16 protein-coding genes are annotated in these 17,664 nt (G+C 40.2%); 7 read left to right on the top strand and 9 right to left on the bottom strand.

All coding sequences use genetic code 11. From position 1 onward, the window contains the following. Positions 1 to 13: 13 nt before the first annotated feature. Complete coding sequence (ulaR, locus tag PSE83_RS05875) at positions 14 to 769, bottom strand: HTH-type transcriptional regulator UlaR (RefSeq protein ID WP_036959016.1); 756 nt, start codon at positions 767 to 769, stop codon at positions 14 to 16. Between the two features lie 402 nt (positions 770 to 1,171). Between ulaR and PSE83_RS05870 the strand changes: the two genes are divergently transcribed. From PSE83_RS05870 to PSE83_RS05855, 4 genes are all read left to right on the top strand, one after another. Then, positions 1,172 to 2,926: a PTS ascorbate-specific subunit IIBC gene (locus PSE83_RS05870; RefSeq protein WP_004264961.1), complete on the top strand. Its 1,755-nt coding sequence runs from the start codon at positions 1,172 to 1,174 to the stop codon at positions 2,924 to 2,926. A gap of 72 nt (positions 2,927 to 2,998) precedes the next feature. Continuing rightward, positions 2,999 to 3,466, top strand: coding sequence for a PTS sugar transporter subunit IIA (locus PSE83_RS05865; RefSeq protein ID WP_036959017.1), 468 nt, complete (start codon positions 2,999 to 3,001; stop codon positions 3,464 to 3,466). Positions 3,467 to 3,516: 50 nt separating this feature from the next. Continuing rightward, complete coding sequence (locus tag PSE83_RS05860) at positions 3,517 to 4,347, top strand: Cof-type HAD-IIB family hydrolase (RefSeq protein ID WP_004264964.1); 831 nt, start codon at positions 3,517 to 3,519, stop codon at positions 4,345 to 4,347. Next, on the top strand, positions 4,344 to 4,991 hold the full coding sequence (locus PSE83_RS05855) for a 3-keto-L-gulonate-6-phosphate decarboxylase UlaD (protein WP_004264965.1): 648 nt from the start codon (positions 4,344 to 4,346) through the stop codon (positions 4,989 to 4,991). The genes PSE83_RS05860 and PSE83_RS05855 overlap by 4 nt, the downstream gene beginning before the upstream one ends. Before the next feature lie 115 nt (positions 4,992 to 5,106). Here the strand turns inward: PSE83_RS05855 and purL are convergent, their stop codons facing one another. After that, entirely contained in the window at positions 5,107 to 8,994 is a 3,888-nt protein-coding gene (gene purL, locus PSE83_RS05850; protein WP_272660717.1) for a phosphoribosylformylglycinamidine synthase, read from the bottom strand. 270 nt (positions 8,995 to 9,264) lie between these two features. Here purL and mltF point away from each other — a divergent pair, with 270 nt between their 5' ends. Continuing rightward, positions 9,265 to 10,929 (top strand): membrane-bound lytic murein transglycosylase MltF, encoded by a 1,665-nt coding sequence (gene mltF, locus PSE83_RS05845; protein ID WP_272660716.1) that lies wholly within the window; start codon positions 9,265 to 9,267, stop codon positions 10,927 to 10,929. 40 nt (positions 10,930 to 10,969) lie between these two features. On the opposite strand, the gene tadA is transcribed toward mltF, so the two are convergent. Both tadA and leuE read right to left on the bottom strand, forming a co-directional pair. Further along, on the bottom strand, positions 10,970 to 11,452 hold the full coding sequence (gene tadA / locus PSE83_RS05840; RefSeq protein ID WP_004264969.1) for a tRNA adenosine(34) deaminase TadA: 483 nt from the start codon (positions 11,450 to 11,452) through the stop codon (positions 10,970 to 10,972). Between the two features lie 95 nt (positions 11,453 to 11,547). Continuing rightward, the gene (gene leuE / locus PSE83_RS05835; protein WP_004264970.1) at positions 11,548 to 12,195 is read right to left on the bottom strand and encodes a leucine efflux protein LeuE; all 648 of its coding nucleotides are present in this window, start codon (positions 12,193 to 12,195) and stop codon (positions 11,548 to 11,550) included. 184 nt (positions 12,196 to 12,379) lie between these two features. Here leuE and PSE83_RS05830 point away from each other — a divergent pair, with 184 nt between their 5' ends. Both PSE83_RS05830 and PSE83_RS05825 read left to right on the top strand, forming a co-directional pair. After that, complete coding sequence (locus PSE83_RS05830) at positions 12,380 to 12,829, top strand: hypothetical protein (protein ID WP_004264971.1); 450 nt, start codon at positions 12,380 to 12,382, stop codon at positions 12,827 to 12,829. A gap of 541 nt (positions 12,830 to 13,370) precedes the next feature. Beyond that, the gene (locus PSE83_RS05825) at positions 13,371 to 13,631 is read left to right on the top strand and encodes a YfhL family 4Fe-4S dicluster ferredoxin (RefSeq protein ID WP_036959019.1); all 261 of its coding nucleotides are present in this window, start codon (positions 13,371 to 13,373) and stop codon (positions 13,629 to 13,631) included. An 87-nt stretch (positions 13,632 to 13,718) separates the two neighbouring features. Here the strand turns inward: PSE83_RS05825 and acpS are convergent, their stop codons facing one another. The 5 genes from acpS to rnc all read right to left on the bottom strand — a co-directional run bounded on the left by acpS (position 13,719) and on the right by rnc (position 17,450). Next, positions 13,719 to 14,105 (bottom strand): holo-ACP synthase, encoded by a 387-nt coding sequence (gene acpS / locus PSE83_RS05820; RefSeq protein ID WP_153673942.1) that lies wholly within the window; start codon positions 14,103 to 14,105, stop codon positions 13,719 to 13,721. After that, positions 14,105 to 14,836 carry a pyridoxine 5'-phosphate synthase gene (gene pdxJ / locus PSE83_RS05815; protein WP_094961689.1) on the bottom strand — a complete coding sequence of 244 codons (732 nt, stop codon included), beginning with the start codon at positions 14,834 to 14,836 and terminating at the stop codon, positions 14,105 to 14,107. The genes acpS and pdxJ overlap by 1 nt, the downstream gene beginning before the upstream one ends. A 288-nt stretch (positions 14,837 to 15,124) precedes the next feature. Beyond that, complete coding sequence (gene recO, locus PSE83_RS05810; protein WP_004264975.1) at positions 15,125 to 15,853, bottom strand: DNA repair protein RecO; 729 nt, start codon at positions 15,851 to 15,853, stop codon at positions 15,125 to 15,127. An 11-nt stretch (positions 15,854 to 15,864) separates the two neighbouring features. Beyond that, positions 15,865 to 16,773 (bottom strand): GTPase Era, encoded by a 909-nt coding sequence (era, locus tag PSE83_RS05805; RefSeq protein ID WP_004264976.1) that lies wholly within the window; start codon positions 16,771 to 16,773, stop codon positions 15,865 to 15,867. Beyond that, positions 16,770 to 17,450, bottom strand: coding sequence for a ribonuclease III (rnc, locus tag PSE83_RS05800; protein ID WP_004264978.1), 681 nt, complete (start codon positions 17,448 to 17,450; stop codon positions 16,770 to 16,772). Before rnc ends, era begins: the two co-directional genes overlap by 4 nt. Positions 17,451 to 17,664: the final 214 nt, after the last annotated feature.

The following is a 17,664-nucleotide window of genomic DNA, read 5'->3' as shown; positions in this document are numbered from 1 at the left end:
GTATTCGACGGAATTAAACCAGTATCACTCGCGTGCCCTGTTCGGCAATCGCTTTGATAACCTCAGCATTGGCATTTCTTCCAGTGATAAGAACATCTATCTTATTAGCTGGGCAAAATAACATTCCCGTTCGATGACCCACTTTGGAACTGTCTACAACAACGACTAATTTATCAATTTGGTCAAGCATTTGCTGCTCTGCTACCGCAGTTAACATATCCGCTTTATATAAGCCAGCTTCCGTTAATCCTTTACCTGAAGTAAACATCCAGTTACCGGCATAGCCCATTAACGTGTTCAAAGCAGGATTCAAAAAAATGTTTTGTGCTTTGTTATACTGCCCACCGATTAAAATGACGTCATCATGGTCTTGGTCAATCAAATAACTCGCTAATGGAAAATAATTCGTCACAATTTGCACGTTTTTACCGCACAACTGCTGCCCTAACATAAACGCGGTTGAACCACAGTTAATTACAGCACTTTCTCCCGGAAGACAAAGTTCTGCCGCTTTAATTGCGATTTCAGACTTTTCTTCATAGTGCTCAGTACTATTGATGTTTAACGGTGTCCACTTACGCTTTTTATTTTCAATACGTTCTGCGCCATTACGGACTTTTCGCAATTTACCTTGCCCATCTAACTTTGAAATATCACGACGAGCAGTTGCAGGAGACACACTAAATTGTTCGGTTATATGAGAAACATTGATCACTCGATGCGTTTCCAATAACGACAATATTTCATTGTGTCTTTGCACTTCATTCATAATCATCGCCTTATTAGTTAATAATCACGACCATGATGACATATGACTCAAAATGATTACTAGTGATTAGTTTTGATTCTATTTATCTCATCTAATATTGTCAACCTTTGCTTATGCAAAAAAACAATATTTGATTCAAGTAAAAATATCACATTGATATATATGAATATTTTAAATTTTACGTGATCAAGTCGCCATTTATTTATTTTTTTACTGGTAAAAAAACAGACAAATGCAAACAATCATAAAAGAGCAATTCGTGATTACATATGATCACATTTGATTTTTGCGGGATTGTTTAACCCCTTTAAATGATTATATCGCAATAACACCAGATACGATCAATATGAATCATCTCTGACCCAGATAAATTACAAATACAATTTGATTAGAGGTAAAAATATGGATTTTTTATACGACGCTTTCTATATTTTTTACAGCCAAGTAATGACAAAAGCGCCTCTATTATTAGGCTTAGTCACATTTATTGGTTATTGGCTATTAAAGCGCGATGGCACGACAATCCTCAAAGGGACAATCAAAACGATTGTTGGTTTTATGCTAGTTGGCGTTGGAGCCAGTACTTTAGTTTCCAGTTTTAAACCCGTAATAGAAAAAATGTCTGAATACCATGGACTTACGGGCTCAGTTATTGACCCATATACGTCAATGATGGCGACAATGGAAGCCATGGGTGATAACTATTCTTGGGTGGGCTATACCGTTTTATTAGCTCTCGCAATTAATATTGTTTTAGTCCTTTTTCGCCGCGTCACGGGTATTCGTACCATTATGTTGACAGGGCATATTATGTTTCAACAAGCAGGCCTAATCGCTGTTTTCTATTTTGTGCTTGGCTCAAGCATGTGGGAAACCATTTTGTATTCTGCGGTATTAATGGCGCTGTATTGGGGAATTTCTTCCAATATTATGTTTAAGCCAACGCAAGAAGTTACTGGCGGTGCCGGTTTTTCTATCGGCCACCAGCAGCAGTTTGCCTCATGGATAGCAACCAAAGTTTCCCCGAAATTGGGGGATAGAAAAGACAGTGTTGATAATTTAAAACTGCCCAAATGGCTGCATATCTTCCATGACAGTATTTCCGCTACTGCCATTGTGATGACCTTATTCTTTGGTGTGATCTTAATTTCCTTTGGTATACCTAATCTGCAAACCATGGCAGGGACCACCCACTGGACCATTTATATTATTGAAACAGGTTTAAAGTTTGCCGTTGCTATCCAAATCATTGTAACGGGTGTGCGAATGTTTGTTGCCGAGCTTTCTGAGGCCTTTAAAGGAATCTCCGAACGTGTCATTCCCAACGCTGTGCTCGCTATCGATTGTGCGGCAATCTACGCTTTCTCACCTAATGCGATGGTGTTTGGCTTTATGTGGGGGGCAATTGGGCAATTTGTTGCCGTTCTGGGTATGTTGGCATTTAACTCGCCAATTATGATTATTCCTGGTTTTATCCCAATGTTTTTCTCCAACGCCACTATTGGTATCTTTGCAAACCATTTTGGCGGCTGGAAAGCGGTTATGAAAGTCTGTTTTGTCATGGGCGTTATCGAGATATTAGGTTCCGCTTGGGCCATTGATCTTATCAATCGACAAGGTACTGAATTTAGCGGTTGGATGGGAATGGCCGACTGGGCATTAGCTTTCCCTGTCATTATGCAAGGTTTGTCTTTCTCTAAAATGTTCTTCTTTGTGGTTGTCGCCCTCTCCTTTGTCTATATGTACTTTGCCGCAAAAAAATTACGCGCTGAAGAAGACGCACAAAGTCCAACCAAAACTGAAATTCAGATCAATGAGAAAGCTGAAGCAGCCCCACTTGAAAATAGCGGCGCTAAACCTGTACGTATCTTAGCAGTTTGCGGTAATGGACAAGGCTCGTCAATGATGATGAAAATGAAAATTGGCCAGTATCTTGAGAAAAAAGGGATCCCACACATCATGGACTCCTGCGCCGTATCTGACTATAAATCAAAATTAACAGCCACTGATATTATCGTTTCCTCTAAGCATTTAAGCTCAGAAATGGACCCCGGTGATGGGAAATTTGTGCTTGGCGTACAAAATATGCTCAACCCTAACTCATTCGGTGATGAACTACTCGATATCATACATACTAATTTTATCGGAAATAAATAGCCTAAGTCATAGGAATAGATATCGCTCATAACGGTATCTACTCCCTTAACGTTGAAAAATAGGAAGGCAATGATGGGATTTAAACAATCACTAATCGACAATAATTCGATACAGCTAAAAGCATCCGCTGATAACTGGCGTGATGCTATTAAGATAGGTACAGACCTGCTCATCGCTTCGGGGGCGATAAAACCCAGTTATCATGAGGCAATCATCAGCAGCGTCGAAAAACTTGGGCCTTATATTTGTATCGCACCTAATTTGGCCCTTCCCCATGCAAGACCTGAAGATGGTGTACTAAAAACAGCCTTTGCTTTAGTCACTCTAGACAAACCCATTATTTTTGATGGCGAGGATGAACCCGTTGATGTGCTGATCACCTTAGCGGGTAGCTCATCAGATGAACATATGGAAGGCTTGATGGAAGTGACTCGCGTTCTCGATGATGAAAACAGTGAAACCGGTGTCGATCTTGATAAATTACGTCGCTGCCGCACCATTGATGATGTTTATCAGGTTATTGACCAAGCATTATGCTAATTTAATGATAATAAAAAAGAATCATTAATTAGCAATAGAGGTAATCAACTATGTATAACGTATTAGCGCTTGATTTAGATGGCACAGTTTTAACTCAAGAACACACTATCCACCCAGCCGTCAAACAAGCCATTCACAAAGCAGCAAAACAATGCCATGTCATGATAGTCACGGGTCGCCATCATACCGCAGCTCGCCCCTATTATGATGAGCTTGGTTTAACCACGCCAATTATTTGTTGCAATGGTACTTATATTTATGATTACCAAAACGAAAAAGTTCTCACACACAATGCTCTCACCAAAGAGAACGCGCTCACTTTTATTGAACTGGCGCAACAGGACAAACTGAAAATGGTGATGTATATCACCGATGCCATGGTGTATTCAAAAATCGATCCCATCGATTACATGAGCGCGATGGAGCAATGGGCTAACGACCCAACCATGGCCCATCCGCCAAAAATTTATCGCATTGATTCATTTGAAGAACAAGTCCAGCACGCTGACTATATTTGGAAATTTGTCGTCGAAGGTGAACCGGCTACGTTAGAGCGCTTCTTAAACTCACCTTGGATAAAACAAACTTTTAATGCAGAAAAATCATGGTCAAACCGTTTCGATTTTGCTGCTAAAGGCAATAACAAAGGCACGCGTTTAGCTGAGTATCTTCATTCTCTGGGTTATGACTCGAAGCAAGTTATTGCTGTTGGTGATAATCACAACGATATCTCCATGATTAAGCTAGCAGGCTTAGGGGTTGCAATGAAAAATGCTGATGACACCGTGAAGTCCCATGCGGATTTCGTTTGTGCTACCGATAACAATGGTGATGGCCTTGCGCGTCTCATACATGAAAATATTTTAGGACAATCACAATGACAAAGCCTTTGATCCAAATAGCTCTAGACCAAACCAACTTACCGGCTGCACTCGAAGTGGCTGAAAATGTACACACTTTCGTTGATATTATTGAAGTGGGCACAATCTTAGCTTTTGCAGAAGGCATGAATGCGGTCGCGACTTTACGTCAAAAATATCCCAACCACATTCTAGTTTGCGATATGAAAACCACGGATGGTGGAGCCATTTTATCGAAAATGGCATTTGAAGCGGGAGCAGATTGGATCACAGTATCAGCGGCGGCACATATTGCCACTATTGCTGCCTGTAAAAAAGTTGCCGATGAGTTTAATCGTGAAATCCAAATTGAAATCTATGGTAATTGGACTTTTGACGATGCTAAAAATTGGGTTGAACTTGGCATTTCGCAAGCTATTTACCATCGTTCCCGTGATGCAGAACTCGCTGGTATTGGCTGGAGCAATGAAGATATCGAAAAAATGCGCAAACTGTCTGATTTAGGACTAGAACTCTCAATTACAGGCGGGATAGTTCCAGAAGACCTGCATTTATTTAATGGTATCAATGCAAAAGCCTTTATTGCTGGCCGTGCATTAGTTGGCGAAAAAGGCAAAAAAACGGCGGAAGCATTAAGGGAACAAATTGATCGTTTTTGGAAATAGTAATTAGGAATAATTCTGACTCAAAAACCGACCTTTCCGTTTAAAACTCACTCGATTAAAATTCAGGCCAGCAAAATAGCTGGCCTTTTCAACAATCTATCGAACTTGTGATTTATTAACCTAATTGCTTACGTGCGTTACGGAAAATGCGCATCCACGGGCTATCTTCTCCCCAATTTTCAGGGTGCCATGAATTACTCACAGTGCGGAAAACACGCTCAGGGTGCGGCATCATGATCGTTGCTCGGCCATCTTTCGAGGTCACCGACGTAATACCATTAACTGACCCATTCGGGTTAGCTGGATATTGCTCAGTTACCTGACCGTAGTTATTCACGAAGCGCATTGCCACCAGCCCATTATCTTCTAATTGCTGTAAATGTGCGGCTGCACGGGTTTCCACTTGCCCTTCCCCATGAGAAACCGCTATCGGCATACGAGAACCTGTCATATCTTGCAGTAACAGTGATGGGCTTTTTGCTATTTCAACTAAGCTAAAGCGTGCTTCAAAACGTTCAGAACGGTTACGTACAAAACGGGGCCAGAATTCAGCACCTGGGATAAGCGTATGTAAGTTCGACATCATCTGGCAACCATTACATACCCCCAGAGATAAAGTATCAGCACGGTTAAAGAATGTCTCAAATTCATCACGGACTTTATTGTTGAATAAAATAGATTTTGCCCAACCTTCACCCGCACCTAATACGTCACCATAAGAGAAACCGCCACAAGCCACTAATGCTTGGAATTGTTCCAAAGACAAGTTACCTGCGAGTAAATCACTCATATGCACATCAATTGCATCGAAACCAGCACGGTCAAAGGCTGCCGCCATTTCCACATGTGAATTCACACCTTGTTCACGTAAAACAGCTACTTTAGGACGTACACCTGACAAAATAAATGGTGCAGCAATGTCTTCTTCAATGTCATAAGTCAATTTCACATTCAAACCTGGGTCTTGGTTATCCTGTTTCATTGTATGTTCTTCGTCTGCACACACTTCGTTATCGCGCAAGCGCTGCATTTGCCAAGTCGTTTCAGCCCACCATTGGCGCAATAAACTGCGAGATTCGCGGTAAACAACCGTATCTCGGCTATTGATGATCACGGCATCATCTTGTATTGCAGAACCTAAATAATGAACGCAGCCTGTAAGCCCTACTTGTGCAAAACATTCTGCCACATACGCTCTATCGGCTTCATTAATTTGAATGACAGCGCCTAACTCTTCGTTGAATAATGCTGCGAGCGTGTCTTCATCAAAAGAGCTAATATCAACATTAATACCGCAATGACCCGCAAAAGCCATTTCCACTAAAGTGACGAGCAAGCCGCCATCTGAGCGGTCATGATAGGCTAATAATTTTTGCTCGGATAATAACTTCTGAATGGTATTAAAGAAGCCAAGCAATACTTCAGGGCTACGTACATCAGGGGCTTTATTGCCTAACTGACGATATACCTGTGCGAGTGCAGAACCGCCCAGCGCGTTATGGCCTTGCCCGAGGTCAATTAATAACAAGGCATTATCATTACCTGTTTTTAGTTCAGGTGTCACTGTTAAGCGGACATCTTCAACACGGCCAAATGCACTAATCACCAAGGAAAGTGGCGACGTCATTTCACGCTCTTCACCATCCTGCTGCCAACGAGTTTTCATTGACATGGAATCTTTACCAACAGGGATGGTTAGGCCTAGCGCAGGACAAAGCTCTTCCCCTACCGCTTTAACCGCTTCATATAAACCTGCGTCTTCCCCCGGATGCCCTGCCGCTGCCATCCAGTTTGCAGACAATTTAACGCGTTTTAAATCTTGCACATATGAACATGCAATATTGGTTAATGCTTCACCCACGGCCATGCGTGCTGATGCAGCGAAATCCACCAATGCTACTGGCGTTCTTTCACCAATAGACATGGATTCCCCATAGTAGCTATCTAAACTTGCAGTCGTTACTGCACAGTCAGCGACAGGAATTTGCCATGGGCCAACCATCTGATCACGAGCAACCATGCCTGTAACGGTTCGGTCGCCAATGGTAATTAAGAATGTTTTTTCAGCTACGGCTGGTAAATGCAGGACACGTTTCACCGCTTCATTTAAATTAATCGCTGTTCTGTCTAATGAATCCGGTTCCGCCTTTAATGTTATTACATCACGCAACATTTTTGGCGTTTTGCCTAATAAAACATCCAGTGGCATATCAATCGGTTGGTTAGCAAAATGTTCATCATTTAATGTCAAATGACGTTCTTCAGTGGCTTCCCCAATCACTGCAAACGGCGCACGTTCACGCTCACAAATTGCGGTGAACACAGGAAGCTGCTCTGGTGAAACGGCCATTACATAACGTTCTTGAGATTCGTTACACCAGACCTCCAATGGGCTCATTCCTGGCTCATCATTGAGAATCTTACGTAACTCAAAGCGCCCACCACGGCCACCATCACTGACCAATTCTGGCATCGCGTTCGACAAACCGCCTGCGCCTACGTCATGGATAAATAAAATTGGGTTATCATCACCAAGTTGCCAACAGCTATCGATGACTTCTTGGCAACGGCGTTCCATCTCTGCGTTATCGCGCTGTACCGAAGCAAAATCTAGGTCTGCATCTGATTGGCCCGATGCCATTGATGATGCAGCTCCACCACCTAACCCGATATTCATTGAAGGGCCACCGAGTACAATGAGTTTTGCACCGACCGTAATTTCGCCTTTCTGTACGTGGTCTGCACGGATATTTCCTATGCCCCCCGCTAACATAATCGGCTTATGATAACCACGTAACTCTTCTCCATTGTGGCTATTGACCTTTTCTTCATAAGTACGGAAATAGCCTAATAACGCAGGGCGACCAAATTCATTATTAAATGCCGCACCGCCTAATGGCCCTTCCATCATAATATCCAAAGCGGTCACAATGCGCTCTGGTTTACCGAAATCTTCTTCCCAAGGCTGTTCAAAACCAGGAATACGTAGGTTAGAAACCGAAAAACCGACTAAACCTGCTTTTGGCTTCGCGCCGCGACCTGTTGCGCCTTCATCACGAATTTCACCACCAGAGCCTGTTGCTGCGCCTGGCCAAGGCGAAATCGCTGTTGGGTGGTTATGGGTTTCCACTTTCATTAAGATATGAGCATCTTCTTGGTGATAGCGGTAAGTGCGCCCTTCAGGCTCAGGGAAGAAACGACCAACAGGCGAACCTTCCATCACGGCTGCGTTATCTTTATATGCCGATAAAACGTGGTCAGGTGTTTTTTCAAACGTATTTTTAATCATTTTAAACAGCGATTTAGGCTGCTCTTCGCCATCAATCACCCAATCTGCATTAAAGATTTTGTGGCGACAGTGTTCTGAGTTTGCTTGAGCAAACATGTAGAGCTCAACATCCGTTGGATTACGTTTTAACCCGACAAAGGCCTCTAACAGGTAATCAATTTCGTCATCAGCTAATGCCAGTCCCATTTCCCTGTTTGCTGTTTCCAATGCAATACGACCACCCGCAATCACATCAATGGATTTCATTGGTGCTGGCTGGTGCTGCACAAATAATGCGCTCGCTTGTTCAAAAGAAGAGAAAATGCTTTCCATCATGCGATCGTGCAAAATAGCGATCACTTCATGCCACTGCTCTTGGGTCAGTGCATCACCTTGGACATAATAAGCAACCCCACGTTCAATACGCTTGACTTGATTAAGACCACAGTTGTGTGCAATATCTGTTGCTTTTGAAGACCATGGAGAGATAGTTCCCGGACGAGGAGTCACTAAAATAAGCTTACCGAATGGGTCGTGCTCTGCCAGAGAAGGGCCGTACTTTAACAAACTGCTCAGTTTGCCTTGCTCACCATCACTCAACGGCGCCGAAACTTCAGCAAAGTGCATATACTCAGCATAGATATCCGTGACAGGAAGCTGTTTTTCTACAAACAGTGCCAAAAGGCGGGTAATACGAAATGCTGATAGAGCAGGTGAACCACGCAAAATTTCCATCGTCTTAATTTCTCTCTTTTAAACGCCAGCCCTGAACATGAAAGCAGGGAAACCGGAACACATTATAGAGCAATGTTCATCAATACGAAACCGTTTGCGTGATTAAAAATAAAGCGATTAGTTAAATATTATTCTGTGCTAAATACGATAATATAGGTTGCACCCTTCCTAAATGTTGAGCAAAATAGCCGACTACTGGAATTATAACCATTACTTAGCCATACTCTTTTATGGACATACAGCACCAGTCAATGCACGAGAAACTATTATTTGAATAACTTAAAAGTTAACTATTTAATTGTCGTGGTCATCGCGCTACTGGCTACTATGGTCATCGGTTTTAACGTCCGTTGGCCCAATACGCAGAATTCACAAATTAATAAAATTATTTCTCAAGGTGCATTACGTATTAGTGCCGTTAGCTCGCCACTAATCTATATTGATGAGCAAAAACAGCTGCGCGGGTTTGACTACGAGCTGGCTCAAGGCTTTGCCTCATACCTAGGAGTTAAACTCAAAATAACCATCCGCCCAACATTCGAGCAAATATTCGATGACCTTGAAAATGGTGATGCTGATATCGCGGTAGCGGGCCTGCTGTATAACAAAGACCGTTTAGCCAAAACGAAAACCGGTCCAAGCTATCTTAATGTTACTCAACAACTTGTATATCGCAAAGGAACAAACCGTCCCAAAAATTTCAATGAAATTAATGGTAAATTATTAGTTACCGCTGGCACAGCTCATGCAAGTACACTTAAAGAATTGTCCAAAGAATACCCAGACCTAAAGTGGGAAGAAACTTCAAAATACAATACCAGTCAAATCCTTGAAATGGTTGCTGATGGCGAGGTTGACTACACGTTAGAAGACTCTATTGCGGTTGCACTACAGCAACGTATTCACCCCCAAATTGCCGTAGCTTTTGATTTATTGGATGAACATGCTATCACTTGGTATATGCGTCGTAGCAAAGAAAACAGTTTAGACGCTGCGTTACTTGACTTCTTCAATCTCAGTCATGAAACCGAATTACTCGCACGCCTTAATGAAAAATATTTTAGCCATGTAGAATCCTTCGATTATTTCGACACAATGGCATTTATAAAGGCAATTGATAATAAACTTCCCGAGTATCAACCGCTGTTTGAAAAATATGCTCAGGTGATTGACTGGAAATTATTAGCAGCTATCGCATGGCAAGAGTCCCATTGGGACCCTTTAGCGACTTCGCCTACAGGTGTACGTGGGCTAATGATGTTAACCAAGCCAACGGCAACAACAATGGGTATTGCTGACAGGTTAGACCCGGAAGAAAGTATTAAGGGTGGTGCCGCTTATCTTGCTTATATTATGGAACGTTTACCTGAAACCATCGAAGAAGATGACCGCATCTGGTTCGCCCTTTCTGCCTATAATATGGGATATGGGCATATGCAGGATGTACGTAAATTAACTGAAATGTTAGGCGGAGACCCTAACCGGTGGTTAGATGTGAAAGCTCGCTTACCTTTATTGACACAGAAAAAATATTACTCACAGCTCACTTATGGTTATGCACGTGGCCACGAAGCTTATCGTTACGTTGAGAATATTCGTCGTTATCATCAAAGTTTAGTTGGTTACTTACAAAGCCAAGAAAGAAAACAGCATGCACTTGATATTGCACAAAAATCACTTATTTATTTAATTTCACCAGAAAACCTGACAGCAGCTGAGTCTCAAACGATTCAAAATCAGTCCCCTATTCCTGAAAAAGTGAGTACTACGCATTTAGGTAAAATGAGTTCTGCAACGCAACCACCTAAAACACTTGAAGAAAAAAGACTACCATTAGGAAAGTATTTGCTTTCACTACATCCATCGCAAAATACCGATGAAACCGATGATAAAACGCCCATCACACCACTAAAAGCACCTGAGAAACCGTTATAAATCATGCTGAAATAAAATGGGAGCGCTAAAATTTACCATATTAGCGCTTTTGTTCTTTTTTTTGGGCTCTACGCAGCTTAAAAAAAGCACTCAGCATTGAAGAACATTGCTGTTCTAGAACACCACCAGTAACATCCACATAATGATTTAACCCTGCTTGCCCCATGATATCTAGGTAAGAACCACAAGCTCCAGTTTTAAAGTCCTTAGCACCATAAACTACACGGCTAATACGGCTGTGGATCATTGCACCTGCACACATAATACAAGGCTCTAACGTGACATATAAGGTGGTATCTAATAACCGATAATTTGATAGCTCTTGCCCTGCTTGTTGCAAAGCCATAATCTCAGCATGTGCAGTCGGATTGTGGTCAATAATAGAACGATTCCACCCCGAGGCAACCAAATGGTTATCTTTCACTAAGACCGCACCGACAGGAATTTCGCCAAGATCTTGTGCTTTTAGCGCAAGTTCAATGGCTTGTTGCATCCAATACTCATCAATTTCTATTTGTGTCACTCTTACCTCTAACCAATGCGTTTATACGTGATTATCCTTAAATGTTAGAATGACCGCAATTAAAATGCTTTTGCCTTTATAATAACAACCTAATTTTAATTGCTAAAAATCGCTAATTTAGCTGCAAAACCCATAAAGAAAGCGCCTACCGTACAATTTCCAAGTTTTGCAAGGAGCTGCTTTTCACGTAAAAAACGAGCTATCAAGTAACCACTAAAAATCAATAAGCTTAAGTATAAAAAACTGACTAATTCTAAGATCGTCGCGAGTACAAGATAAGGCACCCATGCATGAGAGTAATTAAAATCAACAAATTGTATAAAGAAAGAAATATAAAATAGAATTGCTTTCGGGTTTGTTAAGCTCAGCACTAAGGCTCGAGTAAAATGGTTTTCTGTTTTAATTGAAATAGTGTCAGTGCCGTCTTGATTCGACTTCTTATGCATAAATGTGCTATATAAAATCTTACAACCTAAATATAGTAAATAAGCAGCCCCTAAGTAACGCACTATCATAAATAATGTTGGAGAAGCTTTGATTACCGAAGCTACACCAATAAATGACAGGAAAATTAATATCCCATCCCCAGTAAATACCCCTAGAGCAGCCCGATAACCAAACCGAGTCCCACTCGAAGTACTTGTTTTTAATACATATAATGAGTTAGGCCCTGGTACGATAATGATTAAAACAAGCCCAGCTAAGTAAGTCCAAAAGTTAAGAACACCAAGATTTTCGAACATATTTTCAACCCTTTATCTTTTTTATTATTTTTATCACAACTTTCAATCTTTGTGAATATTTATTCTATTTATTAGATATATGAAATGAACTAATAATAAAGGTTATTTTAAATCTAACTTATTTATTTATGATAACTAGGCAATCAAATTATTATTCATTATTAATAGTAAAAGGAATAAATATATGGCTATCATTAGAAGATTGGTACAAGACGGTTCATTTGAAGAGTTTTATCCAACAACAATGACATTCAATGCCGCAAAACGTAATTATTTTTTAGGCCACTCAAAAGATAAAACTTACGTTGTCTATGCTATGGCTGATAATGGTAAAATTGAACCAAATGCTCCTGCGCAAAAAGGCAAATTAAGATCCTACCTTGGTAATATTCAAGCATTTTATGATACAGTAGATAATAAACAATACTTATATGGATATAATTTAAGCGAGAAAATCGTCGAATTATATGAAATTGACGATAAAGCTGGCATAAAACTACTCTATGTTGATGAATTTACTGTTGGAAGTACAATTCAATCGGCAACTCTATTTATCGCCAATGGCCTTATCCATATATTCAGTCAAGCTGAAAAAGATAAAAGCTGGAAAACTCATAGCTATAGCATCATATAATACCTTCCTTATATTACGTATATTTTATGACACCTTAAATTAGTCACAAGGGGTATTAATTTGCCCCTTATTTAAATAATCAACTTTAAAATCATATTTTAATAAAGAAAGAAAAGCGGTATAAGATCATCAACATTAAAACTTCACCACACTATTAACATTAGGTCTATTTAAATAAATAATCTTATCTTTCACCCTAGTTTCGATTATTTAGCATAGGTATATTTACATTCTTATCTTAATTCACTTTATTATTACATTCTAGTTTACTGATTATTTAAAAATAGAAAATAACGATCCAGATGTGAATACAATAACAGAAAAGGATACCAATATTCTGGTATAGCAAAAAATTGAACGCTAAAAATACAAATTTATCATTTAAATGATGTAAAACATCTACACTATGATTTGTTGTTACTTTTTTCAGGCTTTGCAGGTAAAATACATGGCATAAAAATATAAGAACCAAACGAAAGTAACGAATAGGTGCAAGGTATAAGTTACTAGTTTTTAACTTAATACAATGTAAATCACTGATATGTCTTTATTAATTACAAAACGCTGTATCAATTGCGATATGTGTGAACCCGAATGCCCAAATGATGCAATATTTATGGGTGACGAAATTTACGAAATTGACTCAACACTATGTACTGAATGTGTAGGCCATTACGACAAACCTACTTGCCAGTCCGTTTGCCCAATTACTAATACAATCATCACAGATCCTCAACATATCGAAACTGAAGAACAGCTTTGGGATAAGTTTGTTGCAATTCATCACGCCGATAAAATTTAGGTTTAACTTCACTTATATCCAATTATTTATCTAGTTATCCTTAAATGCTGCCAGTGATTTTTACTGGCAGCTCGGTATTACATTGATTCAAGAAATACTTTCTATGATAACTGTAGCAGATGCATAGTGACGTTCATCGGTAATAGAAACATGGTAATGCGTAACTTTTAACCGATTCGCCAGCTCCAATGCCTCCCCAGTTAAACTTAATAATGGTTTTCCCAATTTATCATTGGTTACTTCAAATTGGTTAAAGGCTAAACCATTACGGATCCCTGTTCCTAATGCTTTTGCTGCGGCTTCTTTGACAGCAAACCGCTTTGCTAAAAAACGAGCTGGCTTTGATTGCTGTTGATATTGGGCTAATTCAGTCTCAGTTAGAATTCTTTTCGCTAGACTATCACCAGTTCGTTCAAGCACCGACTCAATTCGAGCAATCTCAACAATATCCGTTCCTAATCCAACAATGGCCATTATTTACGTGCTTCTAATAAGATTTTTTTCATGTCAGTAACCGCTTGAGCTAACCCACTAAACAAAGCACGGCCAATAATTGCATGGCCAATATTAAGCTCATAAATTTCAGGTAACTGTGCAATACGTTGAACGTTATGGTATGTCAAACCATGACCCGCATTAACTTTAATACCTTTACTCGCCGCATATACGGCACCATCACGAATACGGCGAAATTCTAACTCTTGCTCTTGTTCTGATTTAGCATCAGCATAAGCCCCTGTGTGAATTTCAATAAATGGTGCACCACACTCTTGTGCTGCATCAATTTGCTGATGATCCGCATCAATAAATAATGAAACGAGAATGCCCGCGTCAGTCAGACGTTTTACAGCATCAGCCACTTTCTGTTTTTGGCCCGCAACATCTAAACCACCTTCAGTGGTTACCTCTTCACGCTTTTCTGGCACTAAACAGCAAAAAGTAGGTTTGATGCGGCACGCAATTTCAACCATTTCATCAGTTACCGCCATTTCAAGATTCATACGTGTTTGAATAGTTTCATTCAACAGAGTGATATCTCTATCTGTAATATGGCGTCGATCTTCGCGTAAATGCACTGTAATGCCATCAGCGCCTGCTTGCTCCGCAACAAATGCAGCTTGTACAGGGTCTGGATATTGAGTTCCTCTTGCATTTCTAACCGTTGCAATATGGTCGATATTTACGCCTAACAAAAGCTCTGCCATTTTTTATTCCCCATTAATAAACACTAACAAACTCATCTACCTACTATCCTACTGTAATTTTCTCCTTTGAGGGAATAAATCTCTCACCATTCGAAGCAAATTCCAATCTGTATATCCTGTTTCAGTATTTGTATTTTATTTTTGCGAAGCGCTTCGTAAGATTTTGTACCAGTGAAATAAATGTATTGTCTGAAAGAGCCAGTTCCGCTAAAAAGACACATGAGAAAAGGATATATTGTAGTAATCGAGGTGTAACAAACTAGATAAAAAATAAAATGAAAAACAATTTTAGCTCTGTTTGTTATGTGTAACTGGCGAGTAAGTAAACTGTCGAAATAATTCTCTGCTTTTTAAAGGTTTACCACCTAAATATGGTTTTAAAGCAAGTCGGGTAAAACGTTTTGCTGCTTTGAGCGTATCTGCGTCAGGAAATTCTCGACTCGCCAATGCCTTAAGTTGTTTACCCGTAAAACTAAGCTGGTCAACAACCAAGCTACCAATAAACCCTTTTTCTTCTCTATACCGGTAAGTCATTGTGTCAGAAACAGGCTCTCCGCTGCCAGCACAATGTAAAAAATCAACACCATAACCAAGGTAAGAAAGCAGAGCCAATTCAAACCGACGCAATGCAAATTCAGGGGTGTGTTCACTTGCGGCAAGGATTTGTAAGCATGAGAGGTAATCAAAAAATAGTGAGGAGTATGGTGTACCAAATTCTAATACACGTGCGGTTAATTCATTAAGGTATAAACCACTATATAGAACGGTTCCCGTTAAAGGGAGAGCCAAAGACACAGGGTCGGCATTGATTAAGGTTTTGATTTCACCTTTGCCTCCCCAACGGATTAACAAAGGTGTGAAGGGCTGTAAGCAGCCCCTTAATGGTGAACGATTACGGCGAGCGCCTTTTGCAAGTAAGCGTATTTTTCCTTCGCCTTCAGTAAAAAAATCGAGCAATAAACTCGTTTCACTGTAAGGCCTTGAATGGAGTACAAACGCACGCTGCCAACCACTCACTTTGCCACCTACTATTTTAGGTCGTCAACATAACCCAGGCTACGTAATGCTCTTTCGTCATCAGCCCAGCCAGATTTAACCTTAACCCAAAGCTCAAGGTGTACCTTGTTATCAAACATTCTTTCCATATCGATACGCGCTTCGGTACCAATGGTTTTCAGTTTGCTCCCTTTGTTACCAATAACCATTTTCTTTTGGCCTTCACGCTCAACAAGAATTAAGCCATTGATATGGTAAATACCCGCTTCTGTTACCTTAAATTGTTCAATTTCGACGGTTACCGAATATGGCAGTTCATCACCCAAGAAACGCATGAGCTTTTCACGGATAATCTCAGATGCCATAAAACGCTGAGAACGGTCAGTAATATAGTCTTCAGGAAAATGATGAATAGCTTCAGGTATATGTTGTTTAACAATTTTAGCAATTGTATCCACACCAGTACCTTTTTCTGCACTGATAGGAACAACATCTAAAAAATTCATTTTCTGACTGATCATACTGATATGTGGCAACAGTATCGTTTTATCAGTCACATTATCAATTTTGTTAATTGCCAATATAACAGGGCAACGCAAGCTAGATAACTTAGTCAGTACCATTTCATCATCAGCGGTCCAATTAGTTCCTTCAACAACAAAAATAACTAATTCAACATCACCAATTGAACTGGATGCAGCGCGATTCATTAAACGGTTAATTGCACGTTTTTCTTCAATATGAAGTCCTGGGGTATCAACATAAATAATTTGGTAATTATCTTCTGTGTGGATCCCCATAATACGATGGCGAGTCGTCTGTGGCTTTCTCGAAGTAATCGAAACTTTTTGCCCCAGTAATTGATTCAATAATGTCGATTTACCGACATTTGGCCGTCCAACTATGGCAACAAAACCACAGTGGGATTGTAATTCACTCATTCAAGCTCCAAAATTTTCAATGCTTGCTCTGCTGCTGCTTGCTCCGCTTTACGACGGCTTGAGCCAACGCCATTAATCGGTTGGTCAATACCACTGACTTGGCAGTGGATCGTAAATTCTTGATCGTGAGCTTCACCTTTAACCTGAACAACCAAATAATTAGGTAGTGGTAAATGGCGTCCTTGCAAATATTCTTGTAACCTTGTTTTCGGGTCTTTTTGCTTATCACCCGGACTGATCTCAACCAGTCTACTTTGATACCAATCTAAAATAATTCTTTCGATCGTTTGGATATCACTATCTAAAAAAATACCACCGATCAGTGCTTCAACAGTATCAGCAAGGATAGATTCGCGACGAAAACCACCGCTTTTTAATTCCCCCGGCCCTAAACGTAAACATTCACCGAGTTCAAATTCGCGTGCGATTTCTGCTAATGTATTTCCGCGTACAAGCGTTGCTCGCATACGACTCATATCCCCCTCGTCTACCTTTGGAAAACGGTGGTATAAGTCATTTGCAATCACAAAACTCAAAATCGAGTCACCTAAAAATTCTAGGCGTTCATTATGTTTGCTGCTTGCACTTCTATGTGTCAATGCTTGGATTAATAACTCGTTCTGTTTGAATTGATAACCAAGCTTACGTTGTAATCTTTCTATTAAAGAGGGGTTCATGTGCGCCCAACCATTTTTATTTGATAAAAAAGCACACGCAACAGACCTGTAAAATGCACCATTTTACAAAACTGTTGCGTTTGCACTGACTCCGAATCCTCTCGCATTTTTTGCAGCTCAGTGAAACTAATTATAAAAATCCATTAGTTACAATAAGTTAAAATGGGAGAGTTAATAATTGGGGAGCCAATAATATTAATTAATCTATATTGTA

The sequence above is a fragment of the Providencia sp. PROV150 genome (assembly GCF_028481025.1).
Taxonomy (GTDB): Bacteria; Pseudomonadota; Gammaproteobacteria; order Enterobacterales; family Enterobacteriaceae; genus Providencia; species Providencia hangzhouensis.
This window is presented reverse-complemented; position numbering and strand designations above follow the sequence as displayed.